At 71.8% G+C, this 16,161-nt stretch carries 17 protein-coding genes and 1 pseudogene; 6 read left to right on the forward strand and 12 right to left on the reverse strand.

Translation table 11 applies throughout. The annotated features are described in order from the left end of the window. Positions 1-112: 112 nt before the first annotated feature. Entirely contained in the window at positions 113-1,789 is a 1,677-nt protein-coding gene (gene menD / locus QP939_RS09865; RefSeq protein ID WP_285456326.1) for a 2-succinyl-5-enolpyruvyl-6-hydroxy-3-cyclohexene-1-carboxylic-acid synthase, read from the reverse strand. Positions 1,790-1,846: 57 nt separating this feature from the next. On the opposite strand from menD, the pseudogene QP939_RS09870 reads away from it, so the two are divergent. The 4 genes and pseudogenes from QP939_RS09870 (at position 1,847) to QP939_RS09885 (ending at position 5,011) form a co-directional block, all read left to right on the forward strand. Continuing rightward, positions 1,847-2,771: pseudogene (locus QP939_RS09870) on the forward strand (1,4-dihydroxy-2-naphthoyl-CoA synthase). Position 2,772: 1 nt separating this feature from the next. After that, complete coding sequence (gene menE, locus QP939_RS09875) at positions 2,773-3,897, forward strand: o-succinylbenzoate--CoA ligase (protein ID WP_285459705.1); 1,125 nt, start codon at positions 2,773-2,775, stop codon at positions 3,895-3,897. 60 nt (positions 3,898-3,957) lie between these two features. Continuing rightward, on the forward strand, positions 3,958-4,092 hold the full coding sequence (locus tag QP939_RS09880; RefSeq protein ID WP_285460053.1) for a hypothetical protein: 135 nt from the start codon (positions 3,958-3,960) through the stop codon (positions 4,090-4,092). Between the two features lie 49 nt (positions 4,093-4,141). Next, a complete protein-coding gene (locus QP939_RS09885) occupies positions 4,142-5,011 on the forward strand; it encodes a 1,4-dihydroxy-2-naphthoate polyprenyltransferase (RefSeq protein WP_285456327.1) in 870 nt (289 codons plus the stop codon). A 157-nt stretch (positions 5,012-5,168) separates the two neighbouring features. On the opposite strand, the gene QP939_RS09890 is transcribed toward QP939_RS09885, so the two are convergent. Genes QP939_RS09890 through QP939_RS09905 form a run of 4 tightly spaced genes read right to left on the reverse strand, consistent with a single transcriptional unit; the run spans position 5,169 to position 7,309 of the window. Further along, on the reverse strand, positions 5,169-5,450 hold the full coding sequence (locus QP939_RS09890) for a hypothetical protein (protein WP_285456328.1): 282 nt from the start codon (positions 5,448-5,450) through the stop codon (positions 5,169-5,171). Positions 5,451-5,463: 13 nt separating this feature from the next. After that, the gene (cds1, locus tag QP939_RS09895) at positions 5,464-6,540 is read right to left on the reverse strand and encodes an L-cysteine desulfhydrase Cds1 (RefSeq protein WP_285456330.1); all 1,077 of its coding nucleotides are present in this window, start codon (positions 6,538-6,540) and stop codon (positions 5,464-5,466) included. Further along, positions 6,537-6,824, reverse strand: coding sequence for a DUF4229 domain-containing protein (locus QP939_RS09900; protein ID WP_285456331.1), 288 nt, complete (start codon positions 6,822-6,824; stop codon positions 6,537-6,539). The genes cds1 and QP939_RS09900 overlap by 4 nt, the downstream gene beginning before the upstream one ends. Before the next feature lie 11 nt (positions 6,825-6,835). Beyond that, a complete protein-coding gene (locus QP939_RS09905) occupies positions 6,836-7,309 on the reverse strand; it encodes an Lrp/AsnC family transcriptional regulator (RefSeq protein ID WP_199191200.1) in 474 nt (157 codons plus the stop codon). A 280-nt stretch (positions 7,310-7,589) separates the two neighbouring features. Between QP939_RS09905 and QP939_RS09910 the strand changes: the two genes are divergently transcribed. Together QP939_RS09910 and QP939_RS09915 are read left to right on the forward strand one after the other, a co-directional pair. Further along, positions 7,590-7,802 (forward strand): BldC family transcriptional regulator, encoded by a 213-nt coding sequence (locus QP939_RS09910; protein WP_072474890.1) that lies wholly within the window; start codon positions 7,590-7,592, stop codon positions 7,800-7,802. A 305-nt stretch (positions 7,803-8,107) separates the two neighbouring features. Beyond that, on the forward strand, positions 8,108-8,293 hold the full coding sequence (locus QP939_RS09915) for a hypothetical protein (protein WP_285456335.1): 186 nt from the start codon (positions 8,108-8,110) through the stop codon (positions 8,291-8,293). Positions 8,294-8,538: 245 nt separating this feature from the next. Here QP939_RS09915 and QP939_RS09920 read toward each other — a convergent pair whose 3' ends face one another. The 7 genes from QP939_RS09920 to hemL all read right to left on the reverse strand — a co-directional run bounded on the left by QP939_RS09920 (position 8,539) and on the right by hemL (position 16,153). After that, a complete protein-coding gene (locus QP939_RS09920) occupies positions 8,539-9,996 on the reverse strand; it encodes a MinD/ParA family ATP-binding protein (RefSeq protein WP_285456337.1) in 1,458 nt (485 codons plus the stop codon). A gap of 76 nt (positions 9,997-10,072) precedes the next feature. Next, on the reverse strand, positions 10,073-11,041 hold the full coding sequence (gene ccsB / locus QP939_RS09925) for a c-type cytochrome biogenesis protein CcsB (RefSeq protein ID WP_285456338.1): 969 nt from the start codon (positions 11,039-11,041) through the stop codon (positions 10,073-10,075). Between the two features lie 3 nt (positions 11,042-11,044). After that, positions 11,045-12,637, reverse strand: a complete 1,593-nt coding sequence (resB, locus tag QP939_RS09930; RefSeq protein WP_285456339.1) for a cytochrome c biogenesis protein ResB — start codon at positions 12,635-12,637, stop codon at positions 11,045-11,047. Beyond that, positions 12,634-13,407 (reverse strand): cytochrome c biogenesis CcdA family protein, encoded by a 774-nt coding sequence (locus QP939_RS09935; RefSeq protein WP_285456341.1) that lies wholly within the window; start codon positions 13,405-13,407, stop codon positions 12,634-12,636. Before QP939_RS09935 ends, resB begins: the two co-directional genes overlap by 4 nt. Positions 13,408-13,668: 261 nt before the next feature. Then, a complete protein-coding gene (locus tag QP939_RS09940) occupies positions 13,669-14,232 on the reverse strand; it encodes a TlpA family protein disulfide reductase (RefSeq protein WP_285456343.1) in 564 nt (187 codons plus the stop codon). Continuing rightward, positions 14,229-14,855, reverse strand: a complete 627-nt coding sequence (locus QP939_RS09945) for a histidine phosphatase family protein (protein WP_285456344.1) — start codon at positions 14,853-14,855, stop codon at positions 14,229-14,231. Before QP939_RS09945 ends, QP939_RS09940 begins: the two co-directional genes overlap by 4 nt. Further along, positions 14,852-16,153 (reverse strand): glutamate-1-semialdehyde 2,1-aminomutase, encoded by a 1,302-nt coding sequence (gene hemL / locus QP939_RS09950; protein ID WP_285456346.1) that lies wholly within the window; start codon positions 16,151-16,153, stop codon positions 14,852-14,854. Before hemL ends, QP939_RS09945 begins: the two co-directional genes overlap by 4 nt. Positions 16,154-16,161 lie beyond the last annotated feature (8 nt).

Raw genomic sequence — 16,161 nt, forward strand, 5'->3', positions numbered from 1 at the left:
TCCCTCCAACGGGTGAGGATCAGCGCGCTCGAACGTAGCCAGCCAAGGAGGTGCCAGGTACCGGCGAAGGAAGGTTCTTGCCTACTGGGACCAGGTCCGGAAACCGGTTGACTCAGGCCGGGGAAACCGCCGCGGACACGGCGGCCCGCAGCCGCGCGTGCAGGTCACGGTGCCGCGACCGGTCGACGCGCACCTCGACGACGCGCAGCCCCGGCGCGGGCCGCAACGCCGCCCGGAACTCCGTCAGCGTCTCGGCCACGACGTGCGGCACCCGGTAACCCGCGCACAGCGCGCCCAGGTCGGCGCCGTGCGGGGTGCCGAAGACGCGCTCGAAGCTCGCCGCGTGCTCGGGCGCGCCCTGCTCCAGCAGCGAGAAGATGCCGCCGCCGTCGTCGTTGAGCACCACGATCGTCAGGTCGGGGCGCTGCTCGGCGGGCCCGGTGAGCAGGCCGGACGCGTCGTGCAGGAACGTCAGGTCGCCCAGGAGCGCGTACGACGGCCCGCGGTGGACGTACGCGGCGCCGATCGCCGTCGAGACCGTGCCGTCGATACCCGCGACGCCGCGGTTGCGGTGCACGAGGACGTCCGGGCGCAGGCGGCCCGCGAGCGCGACGTCGCGAGTCGGATTGGACGAGCCCACGACCAGCAGCGAGTCCGGCGGCAGCGCGTCCACCAGCTCCGACGCCAGCCGCAGTCCCGACGGCCACGGCTCGTCGGCCAGCACCGAGGACACCGCCCCGGACGCCGCTTCGTCGGCACGCCGCCAGCTGGCCAGCCACTCCGGGTCGGCGGGCTTGGTCGGCTCGTCGAACCACTGCCCGACCTGCCGGACGTTGTGCGCGGGCGCGGGCCAGTCCGAGTCCGGCCGGACCAGCAGGACCTCGACCGAGGCGTCCGAAAGCACCTTCTGGATCTGCCGGAACACCGTCGGGCGGCCGAGGCAGAGCACCTGCTCCGGCTTGTGCCGCGAGATGAACTCCTCGACGCCCAGCAGCCACGCGCCGGACGAGATCGCCGTGCCGCCCGACAGCCCGAGGCCGCCGGTCTCCGACACGACCGGCCAGCCGTGCTGCTCGGCCCACTCGCTGGCCGCCTGGACGCCGGTGTCGCACGCGATGACCAGGCCGTGGCGCGCCGAAGGCACCACGAACGACGGCAGCGCGCCGAAGTCCGGCAGCTCGGTCCAGCGGGAGCCGTCGGGACGGCCGTCGAGCGATTCGTACCACTCGCCGTCGTCGTCGAGGTCCGGGACGAGCGGCTCGCGGAACGGGATGTTCAGGTGCACCGGCCCGCAGCGCCACTCGCCGTACGCGGCGTTCCAGGCGCGGCAGATCTGGCTGCGCCAGTACGAGTTCTGGCCGGCCCGCCGCTCGGCGACGGCGAGCTCGTCGAAGTAGCGGACGGCGTCGCCGTAGAGCTGGTGCTGGTCGATGACCTGCGACGCCCCGGCCGCGCGCAGCTCGGGCGGCCGGTCGGCGGTCATGACGATCAGCGGGACCCCGGCGCGGTCGGCTTCGAGGACCGCCGGGTGGAAGTTCGCGGCCGCGGTGCCGGACGTGCAGAGCACGGCCACCGGGCGGCCGGTGCGCGCGGCGATGCCGAGCGCGAGGAAGGCGGCGCCGCGCTCGTCGATGCGGACGTGCAGCTGGAGCTTGCCCGCGGCCGCCGCGTCATACAGCGCGATCGACAGCGGCGCGTTGCGGGAGCCCGGGCAGAGGACGACGTGCGAAACGGTGTTGCGGACGAGTTCGTCGACGATGACCCTGGCCTGCGCGGTGGAAGGGTTCACCGGCAGGCCTCGCATCCATCGAGATCAGATGTGTCCACAGGTCCTATTCTCCCAAACGTGGATGACGCCCGAGTTTCCGAGCTGTTCGACCCCGCCGCGTGGACCGAGGTCGAAGGTTTCGCCTTCACCGACATCACCTACCACCGCTCCGCCGAGAGCCGGGGCGGCAAACGCGTCGTGCGCATCGCGTTCGACCGTCCGGAGGTCCGCAACGCCTTCCGGCCGCACACCGTCGACGAGCCTCTACCGGGCGCTGGACCACGCCCGGATGAGCTCGGACGTCGGCTGCGTCCTGCTCACCGGCAACGGCCCCTCGCCCAAGGACGGCGGGTGGGCGTTCTGCTCCGGTGGTGACCAGCGTATTCGCGGACGCTCCGGCTATCAGTACGCGAGCGGCGAGACCTCCGACACGGTGGACCCCGCGCGGGCCGGCCGGCTGCACATCCTCGAGGTCCAACGGCTCATCCGGTTCATGCCGAAACCCGTGATCGCGGTCGTGCCGGGCTGGGCCGCGGGCGGCGGGCACTCCCTGCACGTGGTGTGCGATCTCACGCTGGCCTCGGCCGAGCACGCGAAGTTCAAGCAGACCGACGCCGACGTCGGCTCGTTCGACGGCGGCTACGGCTCGGCCTACCTGGCGAAGATGGTCGGCCAGAAGTTCGCCCGCGAGATCTTCTTCCTCGGCCGGGAGTACTCCGCCGAGCAGATGCACCAGATGGGCGCGGTCAACGCGGTCGTGCCACACGCCGACCTCGAGAAAGAGGCGCTGACCTGGGCGTGGGAGATCACCCGCAAGTCGCCGACGGCGCAGCGGATGCTCAAGTACGCGTTCAACCTCACCGACGACGGCCTGGTCGGCCAGCAGCTGTTCGCCGGCGAAACCACCCGGTTGGCCTACATGCAGGACGAGGCCGTCGAAGGCCGCGACGCGTTCCTCCAGAAGCGCGACCCCGACTTCAAGGACGTCCCCTATTACTACTGAGCTGCTCCCGGTCCCCCTCGACGGCTCGCCTGAGGCCCTCGAGGTCTTGCGGCGCGCCGTCGCGGACGCGCTGGGCGGCGGCCCGGCCGTCCTGCCGTTCACCGACCCCGCGCTGCGCGATGCGATGGCCCCGGACGAGCCCGCCGAGCCGGGCACGGCCGTGGTCATCGCCACGTCCGGTTCGACCGGCGCGCCCAAGGGCGTCCTGCTGTCGGCCCGCGCGCTGACCGCGTCCGCCGAGGCCACGCACACCCGTCTCGGCGGGCCCGGGCACTGGCTCCTGGCCACCCCGGCGCACTACATCGGCGGGCTGCAGGTGCTGGTCCGGTCGCTGCTCGCGGGCACCGAGCCGGTGTTCCTGACCGGCACCGGCTTCCGGCCGGACGACTTCGCCGCCGCGGCCGCGCGGCTGAGCGGCGGGCCGCGGTACACCGCGCTGGTGCCGACCCAGCTGGTCCGCCTGCTCGACGACGGCGGCGCCGGGCTGGCCGCGGCGAAGACGTTCGACGCGATCGTGGTCGGCGCGGCGGCGACGTCACCGGCGTTGCGGGAGCGCGCCGCCGACGCGGGAGTGCGGATCGTGCCCGCGTACGGGATGAGCGAGACGGCGAGCGGCTGCGTCTACGACGGCTTCCCGCTGGACGGCGTCCGCGTCGACGTCTCCGGCGACCGGATCCGCATCGCCGGAGACGTCCTCGCCCACGGCTACCGGCGGCGGCCGGACCTGACGGCGGAGTCGTTCGACGGCGGCTGGTTCACCACGTCCGACCGTGGCGTCCGCCACCCCGACGGCCGGATCGAGGTGCTCGGCCGGGCCGACGACATGATCAACACCGGCGGCGTGAAGGTGTCCGCGAACGCGGTCGAGCGCGTGCTGTGCGCGCAGCCGGGCGTGCGCGACGCGTGCGTCGTCGGGCTGCCGGACCCGGAGTGGGGCGAGGCCGTGGTGGCACTGGTCGTCCCGGTGGGTGAGCACGGTGACCTGCGGGCGGCGGTCCGCGCGGAGCTGGGCCCGGCGGCCACCCCGAAGCGCATCGAATACGGCGCTGAGCTGCCGCTTCGCGGGCCGGGCAAGATCGACAGGGCGGCGGTGAAGGCCCGGTTGGCGGCGGGTCCGCGCGGCTGAATGGCGGCTCGCCGTTGACATTTACGGGGTGCGCCCGCTTGGCTACTCACCATGACGCGCTTGATCAGAACCGCCCTGGTCGGCACCGCCGTCACCCTGGGGCTCCTCTTCCCCGCGGGCGCCGCGCTGGCCGACCCGCCCGCCGGCGAGCCCAACAGCGGCACGCTGACCTGGCAGCTGCCGACGTCGGACTGACTTCCCGGGTTCGCGTTCGCGGGTGATCACCATGGCGTTGAATGGCGCCATGGCGAGCTTGAGCGAGTGGATCGAGGGGGCCCGGCCGCGGACGCTGCCGAACGCGGTGGCGCCGGTGGTGGCGGGCGTCGGCGCGACGATCGCGCTGGACGCGTTCTCGTGGTGGCGGTCCCTGCTGGCGTTGCTGGTGTCCCTCTCGCTGATCGTCGGGGTCAACTACGCGAACGACTACTCCGACGGAATCCGCGGCACGGACGAAAACCGCGTCGGCCCGCTGCGGCTGGTCGGCTCGGGCGTCGCGGCGCCGAAGGCCGTGCTGGCGGCGGCGCTGGTCGCGCTGGGCTTGGCCGGGGTCCTGGGGCTGGTCCTGGTGGCGGCCAGCGGGCACTGGTGGCTGCTGGTGATGGGCGCGCTGTGCATCCTCGGCGCGTGGTTCTACACGGGCGGGACGCGGCCGTACGGCTACTACGGGTTCGGCGAGATCGCGGTGTTCGTGTTCTTCGGCCTGGCGGGCGTGCTCGGCACGGTGTACGTCCAGGCGGGCCGGGTGAGCTGGGCCGGGCTGGCGTGCGCGGTGGCGGTCGGCTCGTTTTCGACGGCGGTGCTGACGGCCAACAACCTGCGCGACATCCCGACGGACATCGAGTCGGGCAAGCGAACCCTGGCGACCCGCCTAGGTGACGGCGGAACTCGGCGGCTTTACCTGGCGCTGGTGACGGTGCCGTACGTGCTGAGCGTGGTGCTGGGGATCTTCCAGCCGTGGGTGCTGATCACGCTGGTGACGGCACCGTTGCTGCTGAAGTCGGTCCGCGCGGTCGGCGGCGGCGCGCAGGGCCGGGCGCTGATCCCGGCGCTGCGGGACACCGGGCTGGCGATGCTGGCCTGGGCGGTCCTGTCGGCGGTCGCACTGAGCGTCTAGGCCGGGTCCCAAGCGCCCCAATGTGGCCTTCGGTGCGTCTGACGCACCCAGGCGGCCTTCGGTGCGCTGAATAGGCACTGCGGCGCGAAGCGCCTCCGTTGAGGGCGGTGGTGGGGGCATGGGAGGAGCAACCAAGGCCGCCTTGGGGCGCTCGGGCCTAGACGCAGTTAGCGGCCGTGAGGATCGCGGCCGTCGCGGGCAAGCCGACCTCGTCGAGCCGCAGCAGCCGCCGTTTCGCGCGGGTCGTCCCGCGCCACAGCCCGACGCCGGTCGGCACCAGGACGATCGCCAGCACGCCGCCGAGCACGAGCTGCGACGTCCCGTCCGCCAGCGCCGCCACCACCGGGCCGACCGCGACGAGCAGCCCGCTGAGCACGCGCCAGCCGACGTTGCGCTCGCGGCCGACGCCCCGCACTTCGACGAACCCCGAATCGGTCACCGGGTGAGCTTAGTCAGGCCTCGGGGAACTTCCCGGTCGTCAGGAACTCCTCGAACAACGCCGTGTGCGGCGCCAGGTCCAGGCCCTGCTGGGCGACCCACTCGTCGTCGTAGTAGGTGTGCGCGTAGCGCTCGCCGCCGTCGCACAGGAGCGTCACCACGCTGCCCGCCTGGCCGTCCTCGACCATGCGGGAAATCAGCCGGAACGCGCCGTAGAGGTTCGTGCCCGTCGAGCCGCCCGCCCAGTGCCCCGTGCGCTCGCGCAGCAGCCGGATCGCCGCCAGGGAGCCCGCGTCGGGGATCCGGAACATCTCGTCGATGACCCCCGGCACGAACGACGGCTCGCACCGCGGGCGCCCGATGCCTTCGATCCGCGACGGCATGCCCGTCGCGTAGTCGAGCGCGCCCGTCTCCCAGGCGCCGTAGAACGACGAGTTCTCCGGGTCGACCACGCAGATCTTCGTCGTGTGCCGCTTGTAGCGGACGTACCGGCCGAACGTCGCGCTCGTCCCGCCCGTGCCCGCGCCGACGACGATCCACGTCGGCACCGGGTGGCGCTCCGAACGCATCTGCGCGAACACCGACTCGGCGATGTTGTTGTTGCCGCGCCAGTCCGTCGCGCGCTCGGCGTAGGTGAACTGGTCGAGGTAGTGGCCGCCGCACTCGGCCGCGAGCCGCTCCGCCTCCGGGTACATCGCCGGGGCTTCGTCGACGTAGTGGCACTCACCGCCGTAGAACTCGATGAGCGCGATCTTCTCCTTCGACGTCTTCCGCGGCACGACGGTGATGAACCGCAGCCCGAGCATGCGCGCGAAGTAGGCCTCGGACACCGCCGTCGACCCGCTGGAGGCCTCGACGAGCACCGTGTCCGGCCCGATCTGGCCGTTGACCAGCCCGTACAGGAACAGCGACCGGGCCAGCCGGTGCTTGAGGGAGCCGGTCGGGTGGACGGACTCGTCCTTGAGGTACAGGTCGATGCCCCACTCCGGGGGCAGGGGGAAGACGTGCAGGTGGGTGTCGGCGCTGCGGTTGGCGTCGGCCTCGATGATCCGGACGGCCTCGCGGACCCAGCTGCGGGCGTGCGTGCTCATTCGGGGGTGCCCGGGGTGTCCCCGCGCAGCTGCGCGCGCAGCTGGGCACGGGCACGGGCGCGCTTTTCGTTGCGCTTGGCCAGGCCGGCCGTGACGCGGGCGTTGAGGGAGCGGAACAGCAGCAGACCCAGCGGCAGGCCGACGACCAGGCCGATGAGCAGGGCGACCAGCAGCGGCACGCCGACCAGGGACAGCACCCACGCGATCACCGCGACCAGCAGGAACCGCGCCAGCAGGTACAGCGTCAGGTCACGGGCCAGCTGCGGGGGCTTCTCGTCGCTCACACCAACGCAGGCTACGCCCCGCCCGCGCGGTCCTTCTGCAGGCCCGCGTTGTTCGGACGGCCCTCGAAGCGGGTCGAGAGCACGACGGTGGTGTTCGTCCGCCCGACGCCGGGGATGCGCCGGAGCCTGCCGAGGGTGCGTTCCAGCTCGTCGACGGTCGACACGCGCACCTTGACGACGAACGCCTCGTCGCCCGCCACCGCGTAGCAGCTCTCGACCTCGTCGAGCTCGGCGAGCGCGTCGGCGACGTCGTCCTCCGTGGCGGTGTCGGTCGGGTGGATGCTGACGAGGGCGGTGACGCCGAGCCCGACCGAGCTCGGATCGACGACCGCGTGGTAGCCGGTGATCACGCCGGCGGCTTCCAGCTTGCCCACCCGTTCGTGCACCGATGACGCGGACAGGCCGACGGCCCGCCCGAGATCGGCGTAGGTGGCCCGTCCGTTGATGCGCAACGCCGCGATGATCTTCCGGTCCAACTGATCCACGGGATCACTCTATGCGGTTGGACAATCCCCCATTGAGAGCACGTCTCGCGGCCGGTGACCCGGAGGAATGACATCCGGGCACGTCAAGTCGTCCTCAGGATAGTTGCACACCGTAAGCAAACTGTCCGTTTTGACCTTTAAGGGCTCTTTACTCTTGGACAACCGTTCGAGTACCCGACGGGTGAAGTGCAACGATTGCCGCGTTGGCTACCCCGGCGCGACGGGCCAGAAGGGCCCGGACGCCTCCGGTATAGCAGTGAGGTCGTTAAGGAGGCGGAAAATGACCGCGACGATGGGCGGACGCCTGCTCACCCCTGGCGAGGTGGCGGCGCTGTTCCGGGTGGACCCGAAGACCGTGACCCGGTGGGCCACCGCGGGCCGGATCGGCTCGATCCGGACCCCCGGCGGGCACCGGCGGTTCCGGGAGTCCGAGGTGAACGAGCTCCTCGCGGAGCTGACCACGGACGCCAGCGAACCGGCGCGCAAGGCCTGAACCACCCGGGCACCGGGGCCGTGCCGGGTACGGGGAACCACCCCGTCCCGCGCGGCCCTTTCGTGTTCCCGCGGCGCCTTGAATGATTCATTCAGGGTGCCGGAGGTCTTGAATGAGTCATTCAAGACCTCCGACCGCCGCGGGGTTTGGCCGAACCACCAGCGTCCCGGAGCCGTGTGGTAAACGACGCGTACTACCGTCCCGCGCGGCTCTTTCGTGTTCCGGGGGTCACCCGGGACACCGGGTTCGGGCCGAAACCCGGCCGGAGCGGTTAACCTCGTGGGACCCACACGGAAGGATCCGGCATGCTCGCTCTGCTCGCGGCGGTCGGCGCGCTGGTCGTCGCCCTGCTCCTGTGGCGGTCGTTCGCCGGTCAGCGGGTCGGGGTCACCTCGGCCCCGCGCCGCGCCCCGATCGCCCCGGACGACGACCCCGACTTCCTGCGCCAGCTGGCCGAACAGCAGCGCAAGCGCCGGGACGAAGACGGCTGAGCCTGCCGGGAGCGCCCTGATCTGGCCAGCTCGCGACGCCGAACCGGGTCCGCGGGGTGAGCTTTCCCACCCCGAGCCGCAACGGCCCGCCTCGCCGCCCGCCGCGGCCCGGGCCAAAGCCCGGGTAAACCCTTCGCGCCCCGAACCGCGGTGGGCCGCCCACGCCTCGGGCGCCCCTTTACCTTTCGCCGCGGCCCTCGTGAGTGTTTAGGGCGGTTCTAACCGCCCTAACCACTCACGAGCGGTCAGCGGTAGCCCTGGGAGAGCGGGGTGGCGAAGCCGTCGGCGACCGTGGCCGCCAGGTCCAGCAGCGCCAGGCGCGTGTCGCCGGACAGGCGGTCCAGCTCGATCTCCGCGCCCTCCTCGAGGTGCGGGTCGAACGGCACCTTGCAGACCGCCCGGACCTTCGCGCCGAAGTGCGCCGAGAGCTTGTCGAGGTCGACCGAACCGCCCTTGGGGCGGACCGAGTTGATCACCGCGACCGAGCGCTTGACCAGCTCGCCGTAGCCGTGGGCCTCGAGCCAGTCGAGCGTCGCCGACGCGCTGCGGGCGCCGTCGACCGAGCCGGACGAGACCACCACCAGCGCGTCCGCGACGTCCAGGACGCCCTTCATCGCCGAGTGCATCAGCCCGGTCCCGCAGTCGGTGAGCACGATGTTGTAGAAGTGCTCCAGCAGGTTGACCGTGCGGCGGTAGTCGTCCTCGGAGAAGGCCTCGGAAACGGCCGGATCCTGCTCGCTCGCCAGGATTTCCAGCCGGCTGGAGCCCTGGGACGTGTACGACCGGACGTCGCTGTAGCGCGTGATGCGGGCCGCGTCGCGCAGGAGGTGGCGGACCGTCGCCGTGGTCTCCAGCGGGATCTTCTGCGACAGCGTGCCGCGGTCCGGGTTCGCGTCCACGGCCACCACGCGGTCGCCGCGCAGGGAGGCGAACGTCGAGCCCAGCGTCGTCGTCACCGTGGTCTTGCCGACGCCGCCCTTCAGCGACAGCATCGCGATCTTGTAGCACCCGCGCAGCGGCTGGTTGACGCGCGCGATGAGGTCGCGGCGCTGCGTGTCGGCCGGGCTTTCGCCCGGGTTGATCAGCTTGCCGCTGCCGACGTAGAGCGCCTTGCGCCAGCCGGACTGCGGGGGCCGCTTGACCTGCTTGACCAGGTGCGCGGTCGACAGCTCGTGGCCGTGGCCCGGCTGCTGCTGCGCCGCGTGCCGCCCGCCGCTCTGCGGCTGCGGCAGGCCCGAGGGCTGCTGCTGCGGGTACTGGGCCTGCGCGGCGGCGTACTGCTGCGCCGGGTCGCCGTACTGCGGCTGCAGCGGCGGGAGGTTCTGGTCGTAGCCGTACTGCGGCGCGGCCGGGTTGGGCACCTGGTGCGGCCCCGAGACCGCGGGATTCGGCACCTGGTGCGGCCCCGAAACGGCCGGGTTCGGCACCTGGTGCGGCCCCGAAACGGCCGGGTTCGGCACCTGGTGCGGCCCCGAAACGGCCGGGTTCGGCACCTGGTGCGGGCCCGACACGGCCGGGTTCGGCGGCGGGACCGCCTGCGTCGGCTGCACGTCGTAGGCCCCCGACGTCTCCGGGTGCGGGTGCGAGTCCGTCCGGTCGTCGGCGAACAACCCGGCCGCCCCCTCCGGCTGCTGCTGCGGGGCAGCGGCCGGTTCAGCCTGTTCGGGGTGGCCAGGAGCCGATTCTTCGCTGGGTCCGGTCACCGGTGTAAACCTCCGCGCACTCCGCCCGACATCGCTCCCCCTGAGGACGACGGTAGTCGGCGCGCCCGCGGGTTGCTCAGCCCACCCCGGCGTAGGAGTGCAAGCCCGCCGTGACGAGGTTCACGAAGAACAGGTTGAAGATGATCGCGGCGAACCCGACGATGTTGATGGCCGCGGCCCGTGCCCCGCGCCAGCCCGCGGTCGCCCGCGAGTGCAGGTAGGCGGCGTAGACCACCCAGGCGATGAACGCGACGGTCTCCTTGGGGTCCCAGCCCCAGAACCGGCCCCACGCCGACTCGGCCCAGACGGCGCCGCACAGCACGCCGAAGGTGAACACCGGGAAGGCGAAGATGGTGGTCCGGTAGGCGATCCGGTCGAGGACGTCGGCCGCGGGCAGCTTCGACGCGAAGCGCGCGAACTTCGTCTCGTCCTTCTCGTACGCGGCGCGGAACAGGTAGAGCACGCTCGCCACGCCCGGCACCAGGAAGACGCCGGAGCCGATGATCGCCGCCGAGACGTGGATGACCAGCCAGTACGACTGCAGCGCGGGCTGCACCGGCGCCGCGATCGTGTACAGCAGCGTGCCGTTGATGAACATCAGGATCACGACGGGCAGCAGCAGGAAGCCGGTGAGGTGCCGGACCGGGAACTTGTACATCACGATCAGCCAGGTGACCACCGTGATGAAGGTGACCGCCATGCCGTACTCGTACATGTTGCCCCACGGCGCGCGGTGCACGGCGAGCCCGCGCAGCACGATCGCCGACAGCTGCAGCAGCGCGCCGAGCACGAGCAGCGCCGCGCCCATCCGGCCGATCCGCTCGGGGCGGCCGACCTCGCGCTGCGCGGTCTGGACCTCCTCGATGGGCGGCCCGCCGGCGCCGACGAGCTCGCGCGAACGCCGCTTCGCCCGCTCCATGGCGAGCCGGCCCTTCGCGCCGAAGCCCTGCTCGATCAGCGTCATCATCAGCGCGACGACGTAGATCGCCGCGGCGGTGGTGTAGAGCCAGTCGCTGTACTGCGACAGCGTCTCGTCGATCGGCATGCCTCAGCCTTTCTGACCACTGATCAGGCGTTCGCTGATCCGGTGGAACTCTTCGCCGTAGCCGGCCTGGTCGGTGCGGGCCAGCCCGGCGACCTCGATCACGGTACCCGGGTGGTCCTCGGTCCCCGGCTTCACCCGCACCCACAGCCGGCGGCGCTTGACCAGCAAGGACGCGCCGAGGCCGAGGAACATCGCGATGGCGAAGCCGAGCACGAAGCCCTGCGTCGGGTCGTGGGAGACCTGCAGGGAAACCCAGTGCCCGACGCCGTCGAAACGGATCTTCGTGCCGTCGTCGAGCTTGATCTCCTGCCCGACCTTCAGGTTCTCGCGGGCGACCTTCTTCAGCCGCCCGTCGTCGATGAGCGACTGGTCGACCTCGAACACGGACTGGCCGCGCCCGGCGTCGAGGCCGAGGTCGCCGCGCAGGATGTCGACGGCGACGGCGGGGTCGTTCAGCTCCGGCGCCGACGACGTCAGGACGTTGCCGTGCAGGAACGCCGTCGGCGCGAAGAGACCGGTGATGGCGAGCTGGCGGGTCCGCCGCTGCACCTCGTCGGTGATGCCGGGCTGGTCGAACTTCGTCGCGCCCTCGGCGAGCATCGTGCCGGGGTCGACGGTGCGCCACTGGGTGTTCTGGGTGCGCTGGGTGCCGTCCGGGAAGGTGACGGTGAACTTCGGCGAGTAGCCCTGCCCGAGCAGGTAGACGCGGTCGCCTGCGGTGCGCAGCGGCGAGTTGACCTCGAGGCCGTACGGGCGCCAGGTGTTCGTCTCGAGGTCCTCGCCGGACTGGTACTCGATGTTCGAGTGGTAGTAGTCGGGCTGGCCGGACTCGGTGTAGCGAGCGGTGAAGTCGTTGATCTTCACGCAGAACGGGTCGAGGTCGGTGCCGTCGACGCGCAGGCCCGCGTTGAAGGAGTCGTAGTTGTAGATGCCGGAGTTGCAGAAGGTGCTGCCGTCGGCCTGCACGATGACCTGGCCTTCGTAGCCGAACATCTTGCCCAGCGCGAAGAACACGATCAGGCCGAGCATGCTGAAGTGGAAGACGAGGTTGCCGGTCTCGCGCAGGAACCCGCGTTCGGCGGAGATCGTGCGGACGCCGTCGGCCTCTTCGCGCTCGACCCGGCGCCAACCCGACAGGTGCTTGTGGACGGCGGCGATCTCGGCGGAGACGTCGGCCTTGCCGCGCCCGAGCCGGTAGTGCGGCATGCGGGCGAGGTTGCGCGGGGTCAGCACGGGCTTGGCGCGCATGGCCTTGACGTACTCGAAGCTGCGCGGGGTGAGGCAGCCGACGAGCGAGATCATCAGCAGCAGGTAGATGGCCGAGAACCAGATGCTCGAGTAGACGTCGTAGAACTCGAGCTTGTCGAGCAGGGTCCCCCACCAGCCGTGGGCGGCGATGTACTCGTCGACCTTGGGGGCGTTGAGCTTCCGCTGCGGCAGGAGCGCTCCGGGCAGGGCGGCCAGCGCGAGCAGGAAGAGCAGGACGAGCGCGGTGCGCATCGACGTCAGGCCGCGCCAGGTGTTGCGGAGGAAGGCGAGGGTGCGCCTCGCGGGCTTGTTGTGCGGGGCCTTGGGGGGCGCTTCGGTCGTCGTCACAGCGGCAGCCTCAGGTCGCCCGCGAGCTCGTTGCGGAGCCAGCCCATCAGATCTCCCCACACGCCGGTGACCAGCAGGATGCCGACGGCCATCAGCAGCACCCCGCCGAAGACCTGCACCTGGCGGCCGTGCCGGCGCACCCAGTCGGTGGCGCGCACGGCCCAGCGGGCGCCGAGCGCGATGAGCAGGAACGGCAGCCCGAGGCCGAGGCAGTAGACGGCGATCAGCAGGTACCCGCGGGCTTCGGCCCCGCCGGTGGCGCTGGCCAGGGTGGTGACGGCGGAGAGCGTCGGGCCGATGCAGGGCGTCCAGCCGAGCCCGAAGACGGCCCCGAGCAGCGGCGCGCCCCAGACCCCACCGCCCGGGACGCGGTGCGAGCGGACCTCGCGCTGCAGGCCGGGGATCCAGCCGAGGAAGACCAGGGCCATGGCGATGGTGAGGACGCCGCCGACGCGCTGGAGGAGGTCCTGGTTGAGGACGAGGGTGTCGGCCAGCCAGACGAGGGTCCCGAGGGTGGCGACGAAGACGACGGTGAACCCGAGCACGAAGAGCAGGGCGGCGCCGAGAACGGCCCACCGGCCCTTCTTGCGCGCTTCGTCCGCGCTGACGGCGGGGGCATCCGCGCCGACGAGCGCGGCGAGGTACGCGAGGTACCCCGGCACGAGCGGCACCACGCAGGGCGAGGCGAAGGAGATGGTGCCGGCCAGCAGCGCGACGCCCGCGGCGAGCAGCAGCGGTCCGGAGATCGCCAGCTCGGTAACGGAGTTCACCCCGTTGAGGGTAGGCAGTGAGGTCCTGGTGAGAACTCCGGGGCCGGTTCACAGGACCTCGGTCACAGCAGTTCAGGACCTTGGTCCCGGTCGTCCGGACTGCCCAGAGCGCCCCAATGTGGCCTTGGTTGCGTTGAAATAGCACTGCGGCGCGCAGCGCCTCCGTCGAGGGTGGTGGCGGGGGCATGGGAGGAGCACCGAAGGCCGCCTTGGTTGCGTCTCACGCACCGAAGGCCACATTGGGGCGCTTGGGCCGAGCCGTCAGGCTTCCGCGTTGAGCCGCTGGACCACCGGTGTCAGGTCCTGGGCCAGCACCGGCCGCAGGAACACCGCCGCCACCCGGTGCTGTTTGTCCAGCACGATCGTCGACGGGATGATGTTGCGCGGGTAGCCCGTCAGCTTGAGCAGCACCCGGCCGTCCGGGTCGTAGATCGACGGGTACGTCAGCTCCCGGTCGCGGACGAAGTCCTGGGCCACTTCGCGCGCCGGGTCGCGGACGTCGATGCCCACCACCTGGACTCCCTGCTTGGCCAGCGACTCCATCTCCGGTGCCTCCGTGCGGCACGGCCCGCACCACTGGCCCCACAGGTTGAGCACCACGACCTTGCCCGGGAAGTCGGCCAGCGACAGCTGCTTGCCCTCGTTCATCAGGTCGTCGCCCGCCAGGACCGGGGCCGTCTGGCGCTGGGCGACGTCGTACGTGATGTCGACCTTGCCGCCCGGGGACACGAAGCTGAAGCTGCTCCCCTGGACAACCGCGTCCTTGCCCGCGCTGCACCCCGCCAGCGCCAGCACCGCGACGACCCCGAGCACCAAGCGCTTCATGCCCCGGTCACCTTCGGGTCCGTCGTGCCCGCGGGCTCGCTGTAGACGATCTCCCGCAGCTCGTCGCCGTCGAAGACCAGCGACGTCAGGGACGCCAGCGAGCACTGGCGACGTCGCGGGTCGTGCCACAGGCGCTTGCCCTCGAGGAACCGCCGCAACGTCCAGATCGGCAGCTGGTGCGACACGCAGAGCGCCTCGTGCCCGACCGCCGCCTCGCGGGCCCGGTGGACCGCGCCCAGCATCCGGTGCGCGATCTCGAGGTACGGCTCGCCCCACGACGGCTTGAACGGGTTCACCAGCTTCGGCCAGTGCTTGGGCTCCCGCAGCGCGCCGTCGCCGACCGCCACGTGCAGGCCCTCGAACTGGTTGGCCGCCTCGATCAGGCCCTCGTCGGTCGCGATGTCGAGCCGGTGCGCCGCCGCGATCGGGCCCGCCGTCTCCTGCGCGCGCTGCAGCGGCGACGCGACGACGTGCACGAGGTCGTGGCCCGCGACCGCTTCGGCGACCGTCAGCGCCTGACGCTGCCCGCGCTCGGAGAGCTTGTAGCCGGGCAGGCGGCCGTAGAGGATCTTGTCGGGGTTGTGCACTTCGCCGTGCCGCAGCAGGTGGACGACAGTGTTCACTGGACGGCTCCAGCCGCCGCGCGCGCCGCCGCCGGCAGGGCCGCTTCGATCACCGAGAACGCTTCGTCGTCCATCGCCGCGTTGACGAACCAGGCCTCGTACGCGCTGGGGGGCGCGTACACGCCTCCGTCGAGCAACGCGTGGAAGAACGGCGGGAACCGCCACGTCTCGGACGCCTGCGCGCCTGCGTAGTCGCGTACCTGCTTCTCGCCGAAGAACACGCTCACCAGGTTGCCCGCGTACTGGACGTTGTGCGCAACCCCCGCTTCGCTCAGCGCCGCGTCGAAGAGCGAGCCGAGACGCTTCGCGTTCGCGTCGAGAGCCGCGTACACGGCGTCGTCGGCCGCGCGCAGCGTCGCGAGGCCCGTGGCCACCGCGACGGGGTTCCCCGACAGCGTCCCGGCCTGGTAGACCGGCCCGCCCGGGGCGAGCTTGGCCATCACGTCGGCGCGGCCGCCGAACGCCGCCGCCGGGAGCCCGCCCGACATCACCTTGCCGAACGTGTACAGGTCGCCCGCGACGCCTTCCAGGCCGAACCAGCCCGCGCGCGAGACGCGGAAGCCGGTCATCACCTCGTCCATGATGAGCAGCGCGCCGTGCTCGTGGGCCAGGTCACGCAGGGCCGCGTTGAACCCGGGGTCCGGCGCGACCGCGCCCATGTTCCCGGCCGCGGCCTCGGTGATCACCGCGGCGATCTCGCCCGGGTTGTCCACAAAGGACTTCCGGACGGCGTCGAGGTCGTTGTAGGGCAGCACCAGCGTGTCCGCGGCCTGCGCGCCGGTGACGCCCGGCGACGTCGGCAGCCCGAGCGTCGCGACGCCGGAGCCGGCCTGGGCGAGCAGCGCGTCGACGTGACCGTGGTAACACCCGGCGAACTTCACGATCTTCGACCGGCCGGTGAACCCGCGGGCCAGCCGGATCGCGCTCATCGTGGCCTCGGTGCCGGAGTTGACCAGCCGGACCCGCTCGACGGGCTCGACCCGGCCGATGATCTCCTCGGCCAGCTCGACCTCGCCGATGGTCGGCGTGCCGAACGACAGCCCGGACGTCGCCGCCGCGCGGGCCGCCTCGACGACCGCCGGGTGCGCGTGGCCCAGGATCATCGGGCCCCAGGAGGAGACCAGGTCGACGTAGCGGTTGCCGTCGGCGTCCCACAGGTGCGGGCCCTCGCCGCGGACCATGAACCGCGGCGTGCCGCCGACGGAGTTGAACGCCCGGACCGGCGAGTTGACCCCGCCCGGGATCGCTGTCTTCGCGCGGTCGAACCACGCCTTGGACTGCTCGGTTCCAGTGCTCACGGCTCCAG

The sequence above is a fragment of the Amycolatopsis nalaikhensis genome (assembly GCF_030264295.1).
GTDB lineage: Bacteria > Actinomycetota > Actinomycetes > Mycobacteriales > Pseudonocardiaceae > Amycolatopsis > Amycolatopsis nalaikhensis.

Excerpts from the sequence above, each read along its gene's own strand:
- QP939_RS09885 (WP_285456327.1), top strand. The coding sequence starts at position 4,142 with ATGGCGAGCTTGAGCGAGTGGATCGAGGGGGCCCGGCCGCGGACGCTG.
- cds1 (WP_285456330.1), bottom strand. The coding sequence starts at position 6,540 with ATGAGCACGCACGCCCGCAGCTGGGTCCGCGAGGCCGTCCGGATCATC.
- QP939_RS09910 (WP_072474890.1), top strand. The coding sequence starts at position 7,590 with ATGACCGCGACGATGGGCGGACGCCTGCTCACCCCTGGCGAGGTGGCG.
- QP939_RS09915 (WP_285456335.1), top strand. The coding sequence starts at position 8,108 with ATGCTCGCTCTGCTCGCGGCGGTCGGCGCGCTGGTCGTCGCCCTGCTC.
- ccsB (WP_285456338.1), bottom strand. The coding sequence starts at position 11,041 with ATGCCGATCGACGAGACGCTGTCGCAGTACAGCGACTGGCTCTACACC.
- QP939_RS09940 (WP_285456343.1), bottom strand. The coding sequence starts at position 14,232 with ATGAAGCGCTTGGTGCTCGGGGTCGTCGCGGTGCTGGCGCTGGCGGGG.